At 58.8% G+C, this 17,337-nt stretch carries 17 protein-coding genes; 11 read left to right on the top strand and 6 right to left on the bottom strand.

The features are described from left to right. Positions 1 to 6: 6 nt before the first annotated feature. From BDD14_RS04755 to BDD14_RS04725, 7 genes are all read left to right on the top strand, one after another. On the top strand, positions 7 to 600 hold the full coding sequence (locus BDD14_RS04755; RefSeq protein WP_130417797.1) for a cytochrome c oxidase subunit 3: 594 nt from the start codon (positions 7 to 9) through the stop codon (positions 598 to 600). A 6-nt stretch (positions 601 to 606) separates the two neighbouring features. Continuing rightward, positions 607 to 1,455 (top strand): hypothetical protein, encoded by an 849-nt coding sequence (locus BDD14_RS04750; RefSeq protein ID WP_130417796.1) that lies wholly within the window; start codon positions 607 to 609, stop codon positions 1,453 to 1,455. Beyond that, the gene (locus BDD14_RS04745) at positions 1,452 to 2,195 is read left to right on the top strand and encodes a c-type cytochrome (protein WP_130417795.1); all 744 of its coding nucleotides are present in this window, start codon (positions 1,452 to 1,454) and stop codon (positions 2,193 to 2,195) included. Before BDD14_RS04750 ends, BDD14_RS04745 begins: the two co-directional genes overlap by 4 nt. Positions 2,196 to 2,256: 61 nt before the next feature. Further along, positions 2,257 to 2,946, top strand: coding sequence for a QcrA and Rieske domain-containing protein (locus tag BDD14_RS04740; protein WP_130417794.1), 690 nt, complete (start codon positions 2,257 to 2,259; stop codon positions 2,944 to 2,946). Continuing rightward, positions 2,898 to 4,409: a cytochrome b N-terminal domain-containing protein gene (locus BDD14_RS04735; protein WP_130417793.1), complete on the top strand. Its 1,512-nt coding sequence runs from the start codon at positions 2,898 to 2,900 to the stop codon at positions 4,407 to 4,409. Before BDD14_RS04740 ends, BDD14_RS04735 begins: the two co-directional genes overlap by 49 nt. Positions 4,410 to 4,429: 20 nt before the next feature. Next, a complete protein-coding gene (locus BDD14_RS04730) occupies positions 4,430 to 6,772 on the top strand; it encodes a cytochrome c oxidase assembly protein (RefSeq protein ID WP_130417792.1) in 2,343 nt (780 codons plus the stop codon). Next, positions 6,769 to 7,365, top strand: a complete 597-nt coding sequence (locus BDD14_RS04725; protein ID WP_130417791.1) for a hypothetical protein — start codon at positions 6,769 to 6,771, stop codon at positions 7,363 to 7,365. The genes BDD14_RS04730 and BDD14_RS04725 overlap by 4 nt, the downstream gene beginning before the upstream one ends. 133 nt (positions 7,366 to 7,498) lie before the next feature. Here the strand turns inward: BDD14_RS04725 and BDD14_RS04720 are convergent, their stop codons facing one another. From BDD14_RS04720 to uvrB, 4 genes are all read right to left on the bottom strand, one after another. Beyond that, entirely contained in the window at positions 7,499 to 8,137 is a 639-nt protein-coding gene (locus BDD14_RS04720; RefSeq protein ID WP_130417790.1) for a YdcF family protein, read from the bottom strand. After that, positions 8,134 to 8,565 (bottom strand): response regulator, encoded by a 432-nt coding sequence (locus tag BDD14_RS04715; RefSeq protein WP_130417789.1) that lies wholly within the window; start codon positions 8,563 to 8,565, stop codon positions 8,134 to 8,136. Before BDD14_RS04715 ends, BDD14_RS04720 begins: the two co-directional genes overlap by 4 nt. A gap of 164 nt (positions 8,566 to 8,729) precedes the next feature. Beyond that, complete coding sequence (locus BDD14_RS04710) at positions 8,730 to 9,521, bottom strand: ABC transporter substrate-binding protein (protein ID WP_130417788.1); 792 nt, start codon at positions 9,519 to 9,521, stop codon at positions 8,730 to 8,732. Positions 9,522 to 9,533: 12 nt separating this feature from the next. Then, positions 9,534 to 11,522: an excinuclease ABC subunit UvrB gene (uvrB, locus tag BDD14_RS04705; protein ID WP_130417787.1), complete on the bottom strand. Its 1,989-nt coding sequence runs from the start codon at positions 11,520 to 11,522 to the stop codon at positions 9,534 to 9,536. Between the two features lie 39 nt (positions 11,523 to 11,561). Between uvrB and BDD14_RS04700 the strand changes: the two genes are divergently transcribed. Then, positions 11,562 to 12,149, top strand: a complete 588-nt coding sequence (locus BDD14_RS04700) for a histidine phosphatase family protein (protein WP_130417786.1) — start codon at positions 11,562 to 11,564, stop codon at positions 12,147 to 12,149. A 74-nt stretch (positions 12,150 to 12,223) separates the two neighbouring features. On the opposite strand, the gene BDD14_RS04695 is transcribed toward BDD14_RS04700, so the two are convergent. Then, positions 12,224 to 13,459: an FAD-dependent oxidoreductase gene (locus BDD14_RS04695; protein ID WP_130417785.1), complete on the bottom strand. Its 1,236-nt coding sequence runs from the start codon at positions 13,457 to 13,459 to the stop codon at positions 12,224 to 12,226. A gap of 101 nt (positions 13,460 to 13,560) precedes the next feature. On the opposite strand from BDD14_RS04695, the gene BDD14_RS04690 reads away from it, so the two are divergent. Both BDD14_RS04690 and BDD14_RS04685 read left to right on the top strand, forming a co-directional pair. Beyond that, positions 13,561 to 15,222, top strand: coding sequence for a M20/M25/M40 family metallo-hydrolase (locus tag BDD14_RS04690; protein WP_130417784.1), 1,662 nt, complete (start codon positions 13,561 to 13,563; stop codon positions 15,220 to 15,222). Between the two features lie 74 nt (positions 15,223 to 15,296). Then, entirely contained in the window at positions 15,297 to 16,007 is a 711-nt protein-coding gene (locus BDD14_RS04685; RefSeq protein WP_130417783.1) for an HAD family hydrolase, read from the top strand. A gap of 240 nt (positions 16,008 to 16,247) precedes the next feature. On the opposite strand, the gene BDD14_RS04680 is transcribed toward BDD14_RS04685, so the two are convergent. Then, a complete protein-coding gene (locus tag BDD14_RS04680) occupies positions 16,248 to 17,099 on the bottom strand; it encodes a DUF4097 family beta strand repeat-containing protein (RefSeq protein WP_130417782.1) in 852 nt (283 codons plus the stop codon). Between BDD14_RS04680 and BDD14_RS04675 the strand changes: the two genes are divergently transcribed. Continuing rightward, positions 17,098 to 17,298, top strand: a complete 201-nt coding sequence (locus BDD14_RS04675) for a hypothetical protein (protein ID WP_130417781.1) — start codon at positions 17,098 to 17,100, stop codon at positions 17,296 to 17,298. The genes BDD14_RS04680 and BDD14_RS04675 overlap by 2 nt on opposite strands. Positions 17,299 to 17,337: the final 39 nt, after the last annotated feature.

Genomic DNA, 17,337 nt, shown 5'->3' with positions numbered 1-17,337 from the left:
AGCAGCATGAGCACAGTATCCATTCAAGCTCCGAGCACTACCGACTGGCATCTTCCCTACAAGGGTCGCGTCGGCATGTTCACCTTGATCTTCGCCGAGACCGCTGTCTTCACAATCTTCGTGGTTGCTTATATCTACTACATCGGCAGGAGCCTCTCAGGCCCAACGCCGCGTGAGGTCCTCGAGCTCCCCATCCTTAATACCGTCTTCCTGCTCTCGTCAAGCCTTACCATCGTGATGGCCGAGCGCGCTTTAGTTCGTCGTGCGATGGGTGCTTTCAACACCTGGTGGGGACTAACGATTCTTCTTGGCCTCATCTTCCTCTTGGGTACGGCTCGCGAATGGCACAAACTCATCACGGTCGATGGGCTTACCATCAGCACGAACCTCTTCGGTACGACTTACTACTCATTGGTAGGACTACATGCCACGCACGTCGTCGTCGGCCTCATCATGTTGCTCATCGTGCTCATCTTTTCTGTATCGGGAAGCCTTCACCCCAAACACACCGATCGCGTGGAGACACTAGCGCTCTACTGGCACTTTGTCGATGCCGTATGGGTTGTCGTATTCACCGTTGTCTATGTGGTTGGGAGGTAGCAGCGCATGGCCCATTCTCAACAACAGGTACACGGCGATGGTGGCCACGTTGTACTGCCCTCGCCAACAGCGTGGCCGCTCGTCCTGGCTGTCGGACTTGCTCTCGGCTTCACCGGTCTCGTTACGAGCTTCTCCATCACGGGCATCGGCATTGTCCTAGCGGTAGTGGGCATCGTAGGCTGGGCACGCCAGGTACTGCCGGACGAACAGCACGAAGCCGTGACGATCGTCCCATATGCGCTAGCTGTGGAGACGGCCGGGCGCCGCGTGACCCACATCGAAGGCGATGCCACGCACCGCGCCACGCTTCCTCTTGAAACCTACACGATCGCCTCAGGCATCAAGGGCGGTTTCGCCGGTGGCACGGTCATGATTCTGCTGGCGGAGCTTTACAGCGTCCTCAAATACCACAATATCTGGTACGTGGTGAATCTGTTGGGTGGCGCTGGGGTCGCCGAATGGACAAATCCTACACCGGCTGAGCTTTCTTCCTTCCACCTTTCAGCTTTCGTGATTGCTGTTGTCATTCACACATCAACGTCCTTCCTCGTTGGCCTGCTCTACGGCGCTCTTCTCCCCATCATGCCTCGACGTCCAATTCTTCTTGGAGGCCTGATCGGACCGGCTCTCTGGACGGGCTTGCTCCACTCCATCCTCGGTATCGTCAATCCATTCTTTGACTCCCGTATCAACTGGTGGTGGTTCGCGCTATCGCAGGTAGGCTACGGTGTCGTAGCCGGTTGGGTAGTGACGACCCAGGGGCGTATCAAACGCATGCAGGGAGCTCCACTGCGTGTCCGGCTTGGTCTGGAGATGCAGGAGCCAAGACCCGAATCGCATAAAGAGGGAGAATGAGACGGTCTGTCCAAATCGCGGCTCTCGGGCTTCTTTGTCTCGCATTGTCGGGATGCGATCAGCTTCCCGGCAAGCCCGGCCCAGAGCCCGAAGTTCCACGGCCCGACGCCGTGCTCTCTTTCACGACTCTCTATCGCCAGAGTTGCGCCGGCTGTCACGGCGATGACGGCGTCAAAGGAGTCGCAACTCCCATCGGCCTTCCCGAATATCAGGCCCTGGTCGGCGATGCTGCATTGCGCAACGTAATCGCCAACGGTGTTCCCGGAACCTCCATGCCCGGTTTCTCCCGTGCAGTTGGAGGAACTCTGACTGCGCAGCAGATCGACGCTCTCGTTCGCGGTGTACGCTCCACCTGGTCTAAAGGCAATGTCTTCAGCGGAGTGCATCCGCCAGCGTATGCGGACGCAACACCCGGCGACCCTGTGGCCGGCGCGAAAGTATACGACGATTCCTGCGCTCGCTGTCACGGCAAAGTTAGTGGTCCGGTCGGTCGCGACGGCTCCGTGCTGAACACGTCGTTCCTTGCGCTCGTCTCCCCGCAAATGCTTCGTACGACAGTCATTATCGGTCGCCCTGACTTCGATAAGCCCGGCTGGCGTAGTATCAATCCAAATCACGCCCTCAGCGACGAGGAGATACGCGATGTCGTCGCCTTCCAGCTCTCGAAGCGTAGTCCTACACCGGGCCAGCCTTATCCGTTGCAACCCAACTACGCGCCTCATTCGGGAGGCAAGCCATGAGGCCTCGCATCCCCCTTCTTCGTTATAGCGCTCGCACAAAGCCGCGCCAAGGAGCATCGCAATGAACCAGGAACCCGAACACCCGCCACCCGTCGAGCCCGCGGTCTCGAGTGTGGCGGAACAGGACCATCGAGGGGAAAGCCGGCGCAGCTTTCTCTTCAAGCTCTCCATCGCCATCAACGGAGCCGTCGCTCTGCTTGTTGCCACTCCTGTCATCCGCTATCTGCTCGGACCGGTGCGCAGCAAAGGAGATTACGACTCATGGATTGTGCTAGGCAAAGTCGATGACTACAAGCCCGGCAACACCGTGCTGGCAACCTATCGCAATCCATACAGTCACCCGTGGGACGGCGAAACAGCCAACGTCGCCTGCTACGTCCGCCGTCAGTCGGCTACCAGCTTCACGATTTTCGCCGTCAACTGTGCTCATCTTGGGTGCCCGGTTCGCTGGTTCCCTCAGTCGCAGCTCTTCCTCTGTCCCTGCCACGGCGGAGCCTACTACGCTGATGGATCTCGCGCAGCCGGCCCACCCGAGCGCGACCTCTTCACCTATCAGTACCGGATCGATGGTGACACACTGATGCTTCGAGCCGGCCAGATGCCAACACTCTCGAACGAGGCGCGCCTACGCTCTCCCGGCGGATGTGCCGGTATGCAGTCATCCGGGGTAGCGAACTCTCAGCTCGTCAAAGGAATTACGCCATGTCCCAAAGCGCCAGTCCCTGGTACAAGCGAATCTACGATTGGGTAGAGAACCGTGTTCAGCTCGCGGACTTCGTTCGTGAATCCGCCGAGCACCCGGTACCTGCGAAGACCGCATCCTGGTGGTACGTCTTCGGCAGCGCCAGCTTTGTTCTGTTGATGTTGCAAATCGTTACCGGCATTTTGCTCGCGATGGTCTACGTCCCATCCGCCGGAGAAGCATGGAACAGCCTGCAGGTCCTCAACCATCAGCTTCCCCTCGGATGGTTTCTTCGAGCCATGCACGGATGGGGCTCGAACTTCATGGTTGCTGTCGTCCTCATCCACATGGCACAGGTCTTTCTCTTTGGAGCCTATAAATTTCCCCGCGAGCTTACCTGGCTGCTCGGAGTCTTTCTGCTGCTGATGACTCTCGGCATGGCCTTCTCAGGACAGGTCCTGCGCTTCGATCAGGACGCTTACTGGGGACTAGGCATTGGCGCCTCTATCACCGGCCGCGTGCCGTTCCTAGGAGGCCAGCTCGTCCACCTCTTGCTTGGGGGGCCCATCATCGCCGGCGCGACGCTGAGCCGTTTCTTTGCTCTGCACGTCTTCGTTCTTCCAGCCACGATGCTCGCCTTCGCAGGTCTGCACGTTTGGCTCGTGCTCAAGCTCGGCATCAATGAGTGGCCTACCCCGGGTCGCCTCGTCAAACGCGAAACCTACATTAAGGAGTACAACGAGCTATCGCACAAACATGGCCTCCCCTTCGTGCCTGGAGCCGTCTGGAAGGACGCGATGTTTGCCGCAGCCATCGTCTTCGCAGTCGCTTTCTGCGCGGCCATCTTCGGTCCCTACGGCCCTACCGGAACTCCTGATCCCACCATCATCCAGACTGTCCCCAAGCCCGACTTCTTCTTCCTCTGGATCTACAGCGCTCTTGCCTTTCTTCCCCCGGATCTCGAAACGCCTCTCATCTTTATCGTTCCGGTCATCGGCATCGGCATACTTCTCGCGCTGCCTTTCGTTGCGGGCCTGGGCGAAAAGAGCTGGTATCGCCGCCCTGTCGGTGTGCTCACTGTGACCGTGCTTGCAGTCGGCCTGGCTACGCTTACCAACCTCGGAACCTACACTCCGTGGAGTCCGCACATGGACGCCTGGAGCGCGGACACCATCCCCGTCCGTTATCTTCGCGACAGCACGCCGCTCGAGCGGCAAGGCGCGCTCGTCTTTCAGGTCAAGCAGTGCCGCAACTGCCACGAGCTCGGCGGTACTGGAGGCCAGCGAGGCCCTGCTCTCGACAAGGTCGCAACACGCCTGACAGAAGATCAGATCATCCGTCAGGTTATTCAGGGAGGCGGCAACATGCCAGCTTATGGCGCGGCGCTCTCTCCAGCCGAGGTAACAGCTCTCGTCGCCTTCCTCGACACAATGCATCCGCCCAACCAGAAGCCAGCTACCGACGCGTCACGAAGCATCGCTGAAACGGACAAGCCTGCATCTGGGCAGCCGGTCGAATCCATCAAGCGCTAGTCATATCGTTCGCTGCTCCCATGGTCCCTCAGCTCTCCACTGCTTCTTCGTCCGCCATCCAGCAAGCCCTCGCCAGCTCATGGGCGATCCCTCCGTGGACGACTCTCCTCCTGCTGCTTACAGCCTTGGTCTATCTGCGCGGCTGGCGCAAAGGCCACGCGCTCCGCCCAGGTGAACTTCCATCATGGCGCGCAGCGTGCTTTTTTTTCGGCTTGGCCTCGCTCTGGTTGGCGATAGCATCGCCTCTCGATGCCCTCAGTCGTTTCCTGCTTTTGGCGCACATGGTCCAGCATCTGGTGCTGATGACTGTCGCTCCGCCACTGCTGCTCCTCGGAGCGCCATCGGTTCCACTACTCCGTGGATTACCGCGCGCGCTTATCCAGGAGTTTCTCGGCCCCCTCCTGAGCATCCGTCTTCTGCGCCGTGCGGCTCACATCCTGCTGCACCCCGCCTTCGCCTGGCTTGCGATGAACATTGCCTACCTCGGATGGCACGTTCCCGCAGCCTACGAGCTCACCCTTCGCTCCGATGCCTGGCACGAATTCGAGCACGCATGTTTCTTCATCACATCGCTGCTCTTCTGGTGGACGGTGCTTCAGCCGTGGCCTTCACGATCCGTATGGTCGCGTTGGGCCGCCGTCCCCTATCTCATCACCGCCGATCTGGTGAACACCGGCCTCTCCGCCTTCCTTGCCTTTAGCGGCCGTGTCCTTTATCCCACCTACGCTGCCTCGCCCCGTATCTTCGATATCTCTGCTCTCAACGACCAGATCGCAGCCGGAGCCTTCATGTGGGTTGCCGGCTCGACGCTCTACCTTGTTCCCGCAGTGGCAATCGTCTTCCATCTGCTCTCTTCACCGCGCTACCGCCAGCACGCAAAGCCCGCTGGGAAATTCGTCATCCTTCAGCCGAAGCCTTCAGCAGCTACCCGCTTCGATATCCTCAAACTTCCGGTCATCGGCTACCTGCTCAGAGCGCGTTATGGCCGACAGATGCTTCAAGCCGTAAGTCTCCTCCTGATTGCACTCGTCATCGCTCACGGCCTCATGCCAAACCAGATGGCGGCGATGAACCTGGCGGGCGTCTTTACGTGGAACATCGTGCGCGCCCTCGCCCTGCTTGCAATCCTCTTCGCCGGAAACCTCTTCTGCATGGCCTGCCCCTTCATGCTCCCGCGCGAGGTGGGACATCGGCTCGGGCTCGCCCGTTTCCGCTGGCCCTCCTGGTTGCGCCTCAAGTGGATCGGCATAGCACTCATCGCTGTCTTCTTCTTCTCTTATGAACGCTTCTCCCTCTGGGACAACCCCACCCGCACCGCCTGGCTGCTCATCGCCTACTTCGCCACGGCTTTTGCTGTAGACACCTTCTTCAAGGGAGCGAGCTTCTGCAAATACGTCTGCCCTATCGGCCAGTTCAACTTCGCAGCATCGCTCGTCTCGCCCATCACCCTCGATGTCTCCAGCCAGTCCACCTGCACCGCCTGCACCACTCGTGATTGCATCCGAGGCAACCCGCAACAAAGAGGCTGTGAGCTAGATCTCTATCTACCGCAGAAGGTAGGCAATCTCGACTGCACGCTTTGCATGGACTGCGTCAAAGCCTGCCCGCACGACAACATCGGTCTCTACCCGCGTTCCCCTGCAGTCGACATCCTCGACTCACATCCTCGCTCGTCGCTCGGTTCGCTGGCTGGCCGCATCGACATTGCGGTCCTTACTCTCGTCCTGATCTTCGCGGCCTTCGCCAATGCTGCCGTCATGGTCGCACCCGGCAGACGCCTGCTTCAGACATTCGCTTCCAGGCTTCCATTCACTGCTACGACCTTCGGGAGTGCCTTTGCAGTAGCGTTCCCCTTCATTCTTGCACTGGCAATCTTCGTTCTGCTCACACGCATGATGCACCGATCATCCCGCTCGACCGAACCCACCCGCACCTTCTTCACCCGCTATGCTTTAGCTCTTCTCCCGCTGGGTCTTGGACTCTGGGCAGCTCATCTGCTCTTCCATCTCGTGACGAGCTTGCCCACGATCCCACTGGTCTTCCTTCAGGCCCTGCACGATCTAGGCTTATCTGCGGTCACTCTGCCAGCATGGAACTCCATGGCCACATTCTCTGGAGCGTCCTTGCTGCAGTTTCAGCTTGCTCTGCTCGATGGAGGCCTGCTCCTCGCTCTCTACCTAGGCTGGCGACTCTCATGCCAATTAGCTCCCGACCGGCGCTGGTCTGCCTGCGCGCCTTTCTCTCTCACCACGATCGCGCTCTATGCTCTGGCCTTCTGGCTCCTTCTGCAGCCTATGGAGATGCGCAACATGATGAACATGGCGTGGTCGCTTCTCGAGCCGATGGCAGGGAATTCCGTATGATCGCCCGTCGAGCCAGCTCTCTCATTGCGTTATTCTTCACGCTCTCTCTCTTCGGCATCGAGACCGCGTCGGCTGACGGAGGCCGCCTGCAATTCCGCGAACCATGCGGACCCTTCCTTGTCTCCCTCTTCGCCCAGCCCGACAATCTTCTGCTGGGTCCAGCCGACCTCAGCGTGCTCGTACAGAATAACGGCGGTCACAATGGCTCTGGAAAGATCGCATTCGATAGCCGCGTCGTCCTTGTCCTCACTCCGCCTGCTCCATCCCCCCAACATCCAATGACCGTCACCTTATCTCATCAAACTGCCACCAACCACCTCCTGCAAGCCGCACAAGTTCAATTCACACAGTCCGGTCCATGGAAGGTAACGGTAAGGGTTTCAGAAGGGGCAAGTCAGGGCCAGTGCTCCACTACTCTTCTGGTGGGTCACCGAAAAACCGATCCTGTCACGACATGGCTATTTCTTGCCATCCCCGCTCTGCTCGTTCTTGTTTATGCCATTGCTCAGACGAATCGGCCAATTCGGCCACCACCTGATATGGTGAACCCGTCTCTGATAGACGACCTTGGCGCAACCAGCCGGGTAATGTGAGTGCGCATTGGCCCGCTGAGCGTATCGAGGGATACGTATCGTCGGACACAAGAATCAAGGCTTCGATTCCTCGTGTTCTATCGAAAGGTATCACGCATACACGCGCGCCCCTTTTGGCTGGAAGACTCCTTTCTTACGCGGGCTGTGGCAGGAAGCGCGAAGAAGGGAATCCATGAAAGCGAAGCTGGAGACAACGCCAGGACTCCACCGAATAAAGCACAATCTTGTGGTAGATCGCGTACTCATCGGGCCAACCAGAGGGGTGGGTACTCCAGTCGATGTTGAGCGAAGGCTGCCGATGATTGAATGCCATGAGGATGAGCGAAGTGCGGCCGAGGTGATAAGGCGAGCTGATGACCTCGGCCGACGACCAGCGCTGCTGGCGCATGATCTGCGCGGAATAGAAGATGTTCTGAATGGTGTTCTGCGCCTGCGCCTCTTCGACGATGTCCGCAGGTGGAACGCCCTGGCTTGCCGCGAACTGCGCCATGCTGTGCGCTTCGACGAAGTGGTTATGGGCCGCGCCGCCGGTCATGATGATATGCGATGCGACGCCTGCCTTGTACTCGCGAACTCCCTCGAGCACTCGCTCGCGCTGCTCCGGCGACGGTGTACCGTCAAGGCGCGACGGTGTACCAAGGACGACGATCGTGTCGAAGTGGGTCGCGGCGGTGTTGTGACGGGCAATCGTAAGGAAATTGCCGTAAAGGACGAGTGCAAAAATCCAGACACATAAAAAAAGAACGAAGAACGTCTGTCGAAATAGCTTCACGCGATTAAGGTAGCAGAGCTCTTGTCTTGTTGGATGAATTCAAGCATGCTGTGAACCTCCGCAAGGAGCTTGGGGAGAGAAAACGGCTTGGGTAGAAACTTCCAGCCATGCGTCTTCATCTGGTCAAGCTGTCCGGAAGACACGATAACTCCGGACATAATGAGCACGCGAAGCGAGGGCCGGATGGACTTCAACTCCCGGGCAAGATCGAAGCCGGAGCGTTGCGGCATCGAATAATCCGTGATGACCAGATCGATACCCGGGGAGCGGCTGAAGAGCTTGGCTGCTCGGTCGGCATCTCCTGAAACATGGACGGTGTGACCTTCGTGTTCAAGGAAGGTGCGGATCAGTGAGCGAATGTCGGGATCGTCGTCGACTACAAGAATTTTTGCGGATCTTTTCTTACTGGATAGCGAATCGAGATGCATTTGATTCCAACTCTAGAGTGCTTCAGGTTATGACTCTGTTTTGGATGCACCGGACAGTTCTTTAATTGCCTGTGCCTTTTCAATCTTTCCCTTAGGTTAAGACGGCGGCAGCCTGTGGATGTGAGCGAGGTTACCGTTGCATGAATCAACAGCCATTTCCCGGTTCATGCTGTGAGACAGACGAGTCGACCACCCTCGGAGAAGCGCTCCGGATGAATCGCCGCGGCGAGATGTGCAAGTCCTTGTGTAAGAGAAGCGATTGCGGGAGTGTTGAGATATTCATCGGGAACGCAGTAGACTCGACGATTGCGCACTGCGCGCAGGTGGCCCCAGTTTCGTTGAGCGATGACACGGTCAAGCGGAACGCGACTGCCGGCCCCGCACCACGCGAAGATCAGCACGTCGGGGTCGGCCGCTGCGATCTCTTCCGGAGTCGTCCGGCTGCCCGGGGAACCAAGAAAGATTCCCCCGCTGGCCTCGATCAACTCCGCAATCCATGCCTGCGAGTGGATCAGAGGCTTGCCCCATTCTTCGCAATAGATTGTAACCTTCTCCAGATGGGCCGTAGCGGCCCGCATCTCGGCAAGGGCCTTCTGAAAATCTTCGATAAGCCATTCGGCCTGGAGCACACGATCGACCTGTCGCGCGATCAGGCGTGTGTCGTGCATGACATCTGCCAGGGAGTGAGGGGCAAGCGCCAGCAGCGGAATCCCTGCTTTGAGAATTGCCGCGAGGGATTCCAGACGGTATGGGACCGAGGCGATAATCAGGTCCGGATCGATGCCGTCCAGCTCCGCCGTGCCTGTGTTCCAGGAATCTCGAACGATGGGCAGTTTCAACTCTGCGAGCGATGGTAAGGCTTCCAGGCAATATTTCGTATGGGCGCAGAGCTCATCCAGCCGCCCAAGAGCGGCAAGGGTGAGAGTGATCGATGGTTGAAGACTGACAATACGCACGAATGACCTCCTTTAGCTGAAGAGAAACTCCTTCGTGCGAAGCTCCTTCACTGTATCCCGCAGCTTGGCTGCTTTCTCAAACTCGAACTTCTTGGCAGCTTCACGCATCTCGTTCTCAAGTCTTACGATATAGGTGTCGAGCTCCTGCTGCGTTGCGAATTCCGGCATATCGCTCATCTCTTCGGTGAGATCGGCATAGTCGGCATTGAGAATTCCTGCCAGCGTCATCTCTGTCGGACGAATGATCGACTGCGGTGTGATGCCATTCTCTTCGTTGTAGACCTGCTGAATCTCGCGGCGGCGGTCCGTCTCATCGATCGCTCGCTTCATCGATTCGGTCATCCTGTCGGCGTAAAGGATGGCCCGCCCCTCGAGATGGCGGGCAGCGCGACCGATCGTCTGGATGAGGGAGCCTTGCGAGCGCAAGAATCCTTCTTTGTCGGCATCGAGAATTGCAACCAGAGAGACTTCGGGAAGATCGAGACCTTCACGGAGTAGATTGATCCCGATCAGCACATCGTATTCGCCCTTTCGAAGGTCACGGAGCAGCTTGATGCGTTCCAGAGTTTCGATCTCCGAATGCATATAGCGGCACCGCACGCCCACCTCGGTGTAGTATCCGGCGAGATCTTCCGCCATTCGCTTGGTGAGAGTGGTGACAAGAACTCTCTGGTTCTTCTGGGTGCGATCTCGAATCTCTGCGAGCAGATCGTCGATCTGTCCTTTGACAGGGCGGATCTCGACGATGGGATCCGTCAGACCTGTAGGCCGGATAATCTGCTCCACCACAACACCGGCGGCCTTCGTCAGTTCATAGGGTCCCGGTGTCGCAGACACGTAGATGATTTGACTGGTTCGCCCCTCAAACTCTTCAAAGCGCAGCGGGCGATTATCCAGAGCGGAGGGAAGACGAAATCCATAATCGATCAGATTCTGCTTGCGTGAGCGGTCGCCATGCCACATGCCGTGAAGCTGCGGAACGGTGACGTGCGACTCATCGATGAAGATAAGAAAGTCGCGAGGGAAGTAGTCGAGCAGCGTTGGCGGGGGCTCCCCCGGAAGCCGTCCGGAGAAATGCCGAGAGTAGTTTTCGATTCCGTGGCAGTAGCCGACGGACTTGATCATCTCAAGATCGAAACGGGTGCGCTGATGAATGCGCTGCGATTCGACCAGCCGCCCTTCTTTCTCGAGCTGAGCTTCCCATTCGAACAGCTCGGCAAGAATAGAATCGATCGCCGTGGCTTTGCGTTCCGGCTGCACGACATAGTGGCTCTTGGGATAGATGGGAAGGCGCGAGTACTTCTGCTTCACCGAGCCGAAGAGGGGATCGATCTGCGAAAGGGAATCGATCTCGTCGCCGAAGAGCTCGATCCGGTATGCGTTTTCGTCATACGTGGGATAGACCTCGATGACGTCTCCTCGTACACGAAACGTTCCGCGGCGAAAGTCGACGTCGTTGCGCTCATAGAGGATCTCGACCAGCCGACGCGTAATATCCTCGCGCCGCACGCGCTGACCCTTTTCGAGCATCAGGAGCATGCCGTAGTAAGCTTCGGGCGAGCCGAGACCGTAGATGCAGGAGACGGAGGAGACGATGATGGCATCGCGTCGCTCGAACAAGGATCGCGTCGCCGAAAGCCTCAGCTTATCCAGCTCTTCGTTGATGGTGGCCTCTTTTTCGATGTAGAGGTCGCCGGACGGAATGTATGCCTCGGGCTGGTAGTAGTCGTAATAGGAGACGAAATACTCGACCGCGTTGTTGGGGAAGAATTGTTTGAACTCGTGGTAGAGTTGGGCGGCCAGGGTCTTGTTGTGCGCGAGGATGAGCGCAGGCCGGTTCAATTCTGCAATGACCTTCGCCATGGTGAAGGTCTTTCCAGAGCCGGTGACTCCGAGCAGAACCTGATCTTTTTCGCCTGCGTTCAGGCCGGAGACAAGTTCGCCAATCGCGCGAGGCTGGTCACCCTGCGGTTTGTAGGTCGTGGTGAGCTGAAAGTCCATCTGCACATAAGATAGTGGAAGTGACAGGGAGGTTGCGGAATGAATGAAGGAACCCAGTTATGGCTGATTCGCCATGGCGAGACGGAATGGAGCCTCAGCGGGCAGCACACGAGCCGGACCGACATCCCCCTGACGGAGCATGGCCGGCGCCGGGCAGAGGAACTGCGGGATTATCTTGAGGGCACAAGCTTCAACGCAGTGTTTGTCAGCCCGATGCAACGAGCGCGGGAGACCTGCGCGATCGCCGGGTTCGGGGACCAGGCGGTCATCGACGACGGATTGAAAGAGTGGGACTACGGCATCTACGAAGGGAAGACGACGGCGCAGATCCGCGCGGAGGTTCCCGGCTGGAGCGTGTGGAAAGACCCGATTATCGACGGCGAGACCGCCGACCAGGTTGGTGTGCGCGCCGACGGCGTGATTGCGCGGTCCCTGGCGGCATCGCCCGGAGGTGGGAAGGTCGCTCTTTTCGCCCATGCGCATATTTTGCGAATTCTTGCCGCCCGATGGCTGACGCTTGCAGCCAGGCAGGGAAGCCTCTTTGCGCTTGGCACCGGAAGCGTCAGCGTGTTGGGGTGGGAGAGAGAGAACCGCGTCATCGAGTCCTGGAACCGCAGTTTCGAATAGTCACGATTTTCAGCCGCCGCGATTTAGCGGTTGTACGGGCTGTGCATGGAGCTTGCGGATTAAGAGTCCGGCAGCTACGGGGTTACACGATTGCGTGGGGCGATGTGCTCGGGCTGGAGACCCATGCCGATCAGGCGTGCAGTGAGATATTTGAAGCCGGGGATCTGTACGATCAGACGGAAGATCAGGGGCGGATGAACGGGGCCCGGATTCTGCAGGACACGATTGAGGATGCGGTGCGCAAAGACCTGAAACGCCTGGGTTCGGCGAACCGCTTTCTGCCGATACTGCTGGACCTGACCGAGGTGATGCGGGGTGAGCGAGTTGAACCGCAGAGCCTCGGAGAGGATGTTGGCGGTAGCGACCGCGTCCTGTAAAGCGATATTGATGCCTATTCCGCCGACGGGCGACATGGCATGGGCTGCATCGCCGATACAGAGCAGGCCCGGTGAAGACCATCGCTGAAGGCGGTTGACCTGCACCGTGAGTAATTTCACTTTGTCCCACGAGTCGATCTCGGCCACCCGATCGCTGAGAAACGGAACGATACGCGCGAGGCTCTCCTGAAAGGCACCTATTCCCGCTTGCTGTAGCTGCGGAAAGGTGTCCTTTGCGATGAGGTAAGCGACTTGAAAGTAGTCGATGCGATTGATGAGGACGACGAGGCGGCCGTAGTTCACGTAGCCCAGCCCGTTTTCCGGATCGGAGTCATGGCGGGGAAGACGCAACCAGAGCACGTCGATCGGTACGCCCTCTTCGAGGAGAGGAAGGTGAGCGGCCTGGCGAGAGAGGGCATGGCGTCCATCGCAGCCGACGGTGAGTTCGGCGGGAATCTCGACAGTACCATCGGGTGTGCGGGCCACAACGCCTGTGGTGACGCCATCGGCTTGAATCAGGCCGGTTGCCTCCCAGCCCATGCGAAGCGTGAAGGTGGGAAGCTTCGCTCCTTCGGCGGCGAGGAAGTCCAGGAAATCCCACTGCGGCATCAGGGCGATGTACTTCGCGTGGGTTGGAAGATGAGAAAAGTCGGCCATCGTGACGTTGAAGTTACCGAACCAGCCGGACATATGCGCAATCTTGGAGTGGCGGATGGCAAGCAGCTTATCCAGAAGGCCAAGCTCGTAAAGAAGCTCGAGCGTAGAGGGATGAATGGTATCGCCGCGAAAGTCGCGAAAGAAGTCCTTGTGTTTTTCGAGGACAGTAACGGGGATGCCTTCCCGGGCGAGCAGAAAGCCCAGCATGATTCCGGCGGGGCCGCCGCCGATGATGCAGCACGTGGTCTTTGCGGGGGAAATATCTGTCTCGCCCATAGGTGCGATGAAGGTAGCAGGGCTGTTTTGCGGGGTCAATGATGGAGAAGCTGGCGGACCATGTTAGATTCGAGCCATTCCCACTCTTTCAGGAGACAGGCATGCGATGGCTGCGCTCGATGTGCGTTGTGGCTGCAAGCGTTGTTTTGGGCAGTACGTTGGTATCGGCTGAAGACACTGGAAGCGACCTGGCCAGGGGACAGGAGTGGTGGGCGGTTGTTCAAGCGCTGGCCAATGACTCCATGCGGGGGCGGTTGACCGGAAGCGACGACTACCTGAGGGCCGCCGCCTATGTCGTCGATCGATTTAAATCGTACGGTCTCGAGCCTGCCGGTCTGAATGGAGGCTTCTATCAGCCGGTCAAGTTTGATGTGCAGCGTGTGCTGGCGGACAAGTCGTCGATGAGTCTGGTCGTCGACGGCATGGTTGAGCCGCTGTCGCTGGGGATGGATGTCGTACTCGGCGCGCGTTCGGCGCAGGTGGACCAGGTGGATGCTCCGCTGGTTTTTATCGGATATGGACTGCATTTGCCTGAGGCGAAGTATGACGACTTCGACTCGGCTGCGGTGCCGTGGAAGTCTCTTAAGGGCAAGATTGTCGTTTACATCAATGGCGGTCCCTCCGATCTGCCGGGACCACTGAAATCGTATGCTCGCACGGCTCCATTTGCGAAAGCGCTGCGCGATGCCGGTGCGGTGGGAGCGATTTCGATTCCAACGCCGAAGTCGATGGACTTCGGATGGCAGCGGGTTGCGAGCGGGGCATCGCAGCCCGGGATGCGGCTGGCGGCGACTTCGGATGCGGCCGCGGTGGCGGCGAAGCATCCTGCGTTGGCTGACGATCACGCGTCCATGTTCTCGGCTACGTTCAATCCGGCGGAGGCGGAGAAGCTGTTTGCCGGAACAGGTCACACCTTCGCGGAGATTCTGGCGCTGGCAGATGCGCAGAAGCCTCTGCCGCGGTTCGCCCTGGGCAAGAGCGTGCGCGCGACCGTGGTGGGAGAGCATAGCCAGGTCGAGTCACCGAACATTGTCGCGAAGCTGGAGGGTTCGGATCCAAAGCTCTCCAAGGAATACGTAGTGGTCTCAGCGCACCTGGATCACCTCGGTGTTGGAGCTCCGATCCACGGGAAGACGATCTACAACGGCGCGATGGACGATGCTTCGGGCGTCGCGAGCGTGCTGGAGACGGCGAAGGCGTTCAGCCAGGCGAAGACCCGGCCGAAGCGCTCGATTCTTTTCGTGATCTTCACGGCCGAGGAGAAGGGTCTGCTCGGCTCGCGTTACTTTGCCGGTCATCCAACCGTTCCCGAGAGCTCGATCAAGGCGGATCTGAATCTCGATATGTTCATGCCGCTGTTTGCGCTGAAGAAGCTGCATGTGCAGGGTCTGGAGCAGTCGACACTGGCGGAGGATGCGAAGAAGGTTGGTGAAGCGCACCACATCGTCATCGCACCGGATCCGGAGCCTGACAGGAATTCGTTCATTCGCACAGACCAGTACAGCTTTGTGCAGGCCGGTGTTCCGGCCTTGGCATTCAAGTTCGGCTGGGAGGCCGGTTCGCCGGAGTACAAGGCGTGGCGTGGATGGCTGGCGGAGCGGTATCACTCGACTGCAGACGATCTGTCGCAGCCGGTGGACCTGGTTGCGGCGGCGCAGTTCAACAGCTTTTACGCTGATCTGGCCAGAACGGTGGCGGATAATCCAGCGACGCCGCACTACTTCGAGACGAGTTTCTTCCGCCGGTTCGAGACGAAGCGCTGATCTGCTTCGCCTGCCTCAGCCGTCACGCAGATGGAGACCGGGCGCTGGCGGTCGCGCCCGTATAAGCTGGAGATATGTCTGCTCCTTCTCCGCGGCTTATTGTCTTCGACCTGGACGGAACCCTGATCGATTCGCGCCAGGATCTTTGCAACTCGGTCAATGCGATGCTCGATCATCTCGGGAAGCCGGAGCTACCCGATGAAGTGATTGCGAGCTACATCGGCGATGGAGCTTCGATGTTGGTGCGGCGCGCGCTGGGCGATCCTGAGGGCGACGCTCACGACGAGGAGGACGTTGCCAGGGCAGTGCATTACTTCCTCGAGTACTACAGGGTTCATAAGCTGGACTTCACCTATGTCTATCCGGGCGTGATGGATTCGCTGGCTGCGATCCGGGCGGCGCGGCACGAGACCTTGATGGCTGTGCTCACCAACAAGCCGGTCAATCCGTCGCGGGATATCTGCGACTACTTCGGGCTGTCGGATTACTTCTTTCAGAATTATGGCGGTAACAGCTTCCATACGAAGAAGCCTGATCCTCATGGCCTGGTGGCGCTGATCGCCGAGGCCTCGGCGCTGGCGGGCTCCCGGATCGCTCCGGCGGAGACACTGATGATCGGGGATACCGACGTGGATGTGCTGACGGCGCGCGCAGCTGGCGCGGTCTCGGTGGGGTGCAGCTTTGGCCTGGCTCCTGAGCGGCTGGCAGCGGCAAGGCCTGACTTCATGGTGGACTCTCCGGCCGGCTGGACCCGCGTTGCGGGAGTACCCTCCCCCCTGTCTTAATTGTGCAAAGTCTTCAAAAGATTGCATTTGACTCCGGATCTGGTTCAGACGGGCTCCAAAAACATAAAAACGCGCCTCGGTCGACCGGGGCGCGTTCGTTTTTTGCAGCTGAGTTAATTGTAGAACAGGAGAGAGAACGGATCGGCAGTGTTAATCCCTATTGATTTCAGTTGTTTGCGCTATTCCGGGACTTGACACGTCGGTGAGCCCATTTCGAGCCGGTAAGATACGCATCTTCGTCTATCGGATGGTGATATCTCCCGAGCCGGTGTTGGCGTGGATGAGCGGACCACCCCCATTGACCGAGCCGTTGATGTGATGGCGATTGAGACTGCCCTGCATGGAGATGGGCTGCGCGACATTGACCGAGCCCGATCCGGTGTCGGCCACGAGATTGAATTTAGCACCGCTGCCAATCGCCATCTGGATGGAACCGGAACCCGTGGAGAGCTTCCAGTCGGTGGTGGGCTGACCTTCGACATCGATATCGCCGGATCCTGTGGAGGCTTTGAGGCCTCCGTTGACGCCGTGCAGATGCACGGAGCCCGAGCCGGTTTCGGCACGGACATCGCCGGGACCCGACTGGCGGAGCTCAACGTCACCTGAGCCCGAGCCTAAGGTCGCTGCTCCCTGGATTCCGCTGGCATGAACCGATCCCGAGCCGGTTTGAGCCTTGAGGGTTGCACCTACATTGTCGATGTTGAGATCGCCGGAGCCAGTGGCAGCCGTGATATTGGAGGCTTTGGGAAGGGTGACGTCATAGTCGATGGAGATATTGCGGAACAGGTCGTTGGAGTGCCGCTCGCCGACCGTGATCTCATTTCCATTTTGAACGATGGGAGGGTTGCTCGCGATCTGACGGACCCGGGCCTCGGCATCGCCGCCCATCCAACTGTTGTTGCTATGAACGTGGCCGACGATGTGAACCTGATTGTCCGAACCGGGCTTGAGACGGATGTAGCCGGAGCCGGTGGAGACGGAAACATTGGGCGAGCCGCTGACGTTGAGGGTCCGGTCGAAGTTGCCCTCTGCGGCGAAGGCGGTGGTTGCGATAGAGAGTGTGGCGATCGCGAGGAGGGATCGTGCGGTCATGGTGTTGCCTCCGAATGCTGTTGTTTACGCAGGGTGGAGCAGGTTTGTTCCGGTGTTTTTTGGCGTGTGGTTTGTGTTGTTCTGGTGGGGATGGCTGTGGCCACGTCTCCTGGCGACGATGAAACGGCCGCGAGATGGATACATGGCGTCGGAAGCCAAGGGTACACGTGCTGCAGTGGCGATTCGGGAGAAATACTGAGATTCTTCGCTTCGCTCAGAATGACGACTTCTTAGCACT

It is taken from the genome of Edaphobacter modestus (assembly GCF_004217555.1).
In the GTDB taxonomy this organism is placed as follows: Bacteria; Acidobacteriota; Terriglobia; order Terriglobales; family Acidobacteriaceae; genus Edaphobacter; species Edaphobacter modestus.
Note: the sequence above shows the minus strand (reverse complement) of the source record. Positions and strands in the feature narration are given on the sequence as shown.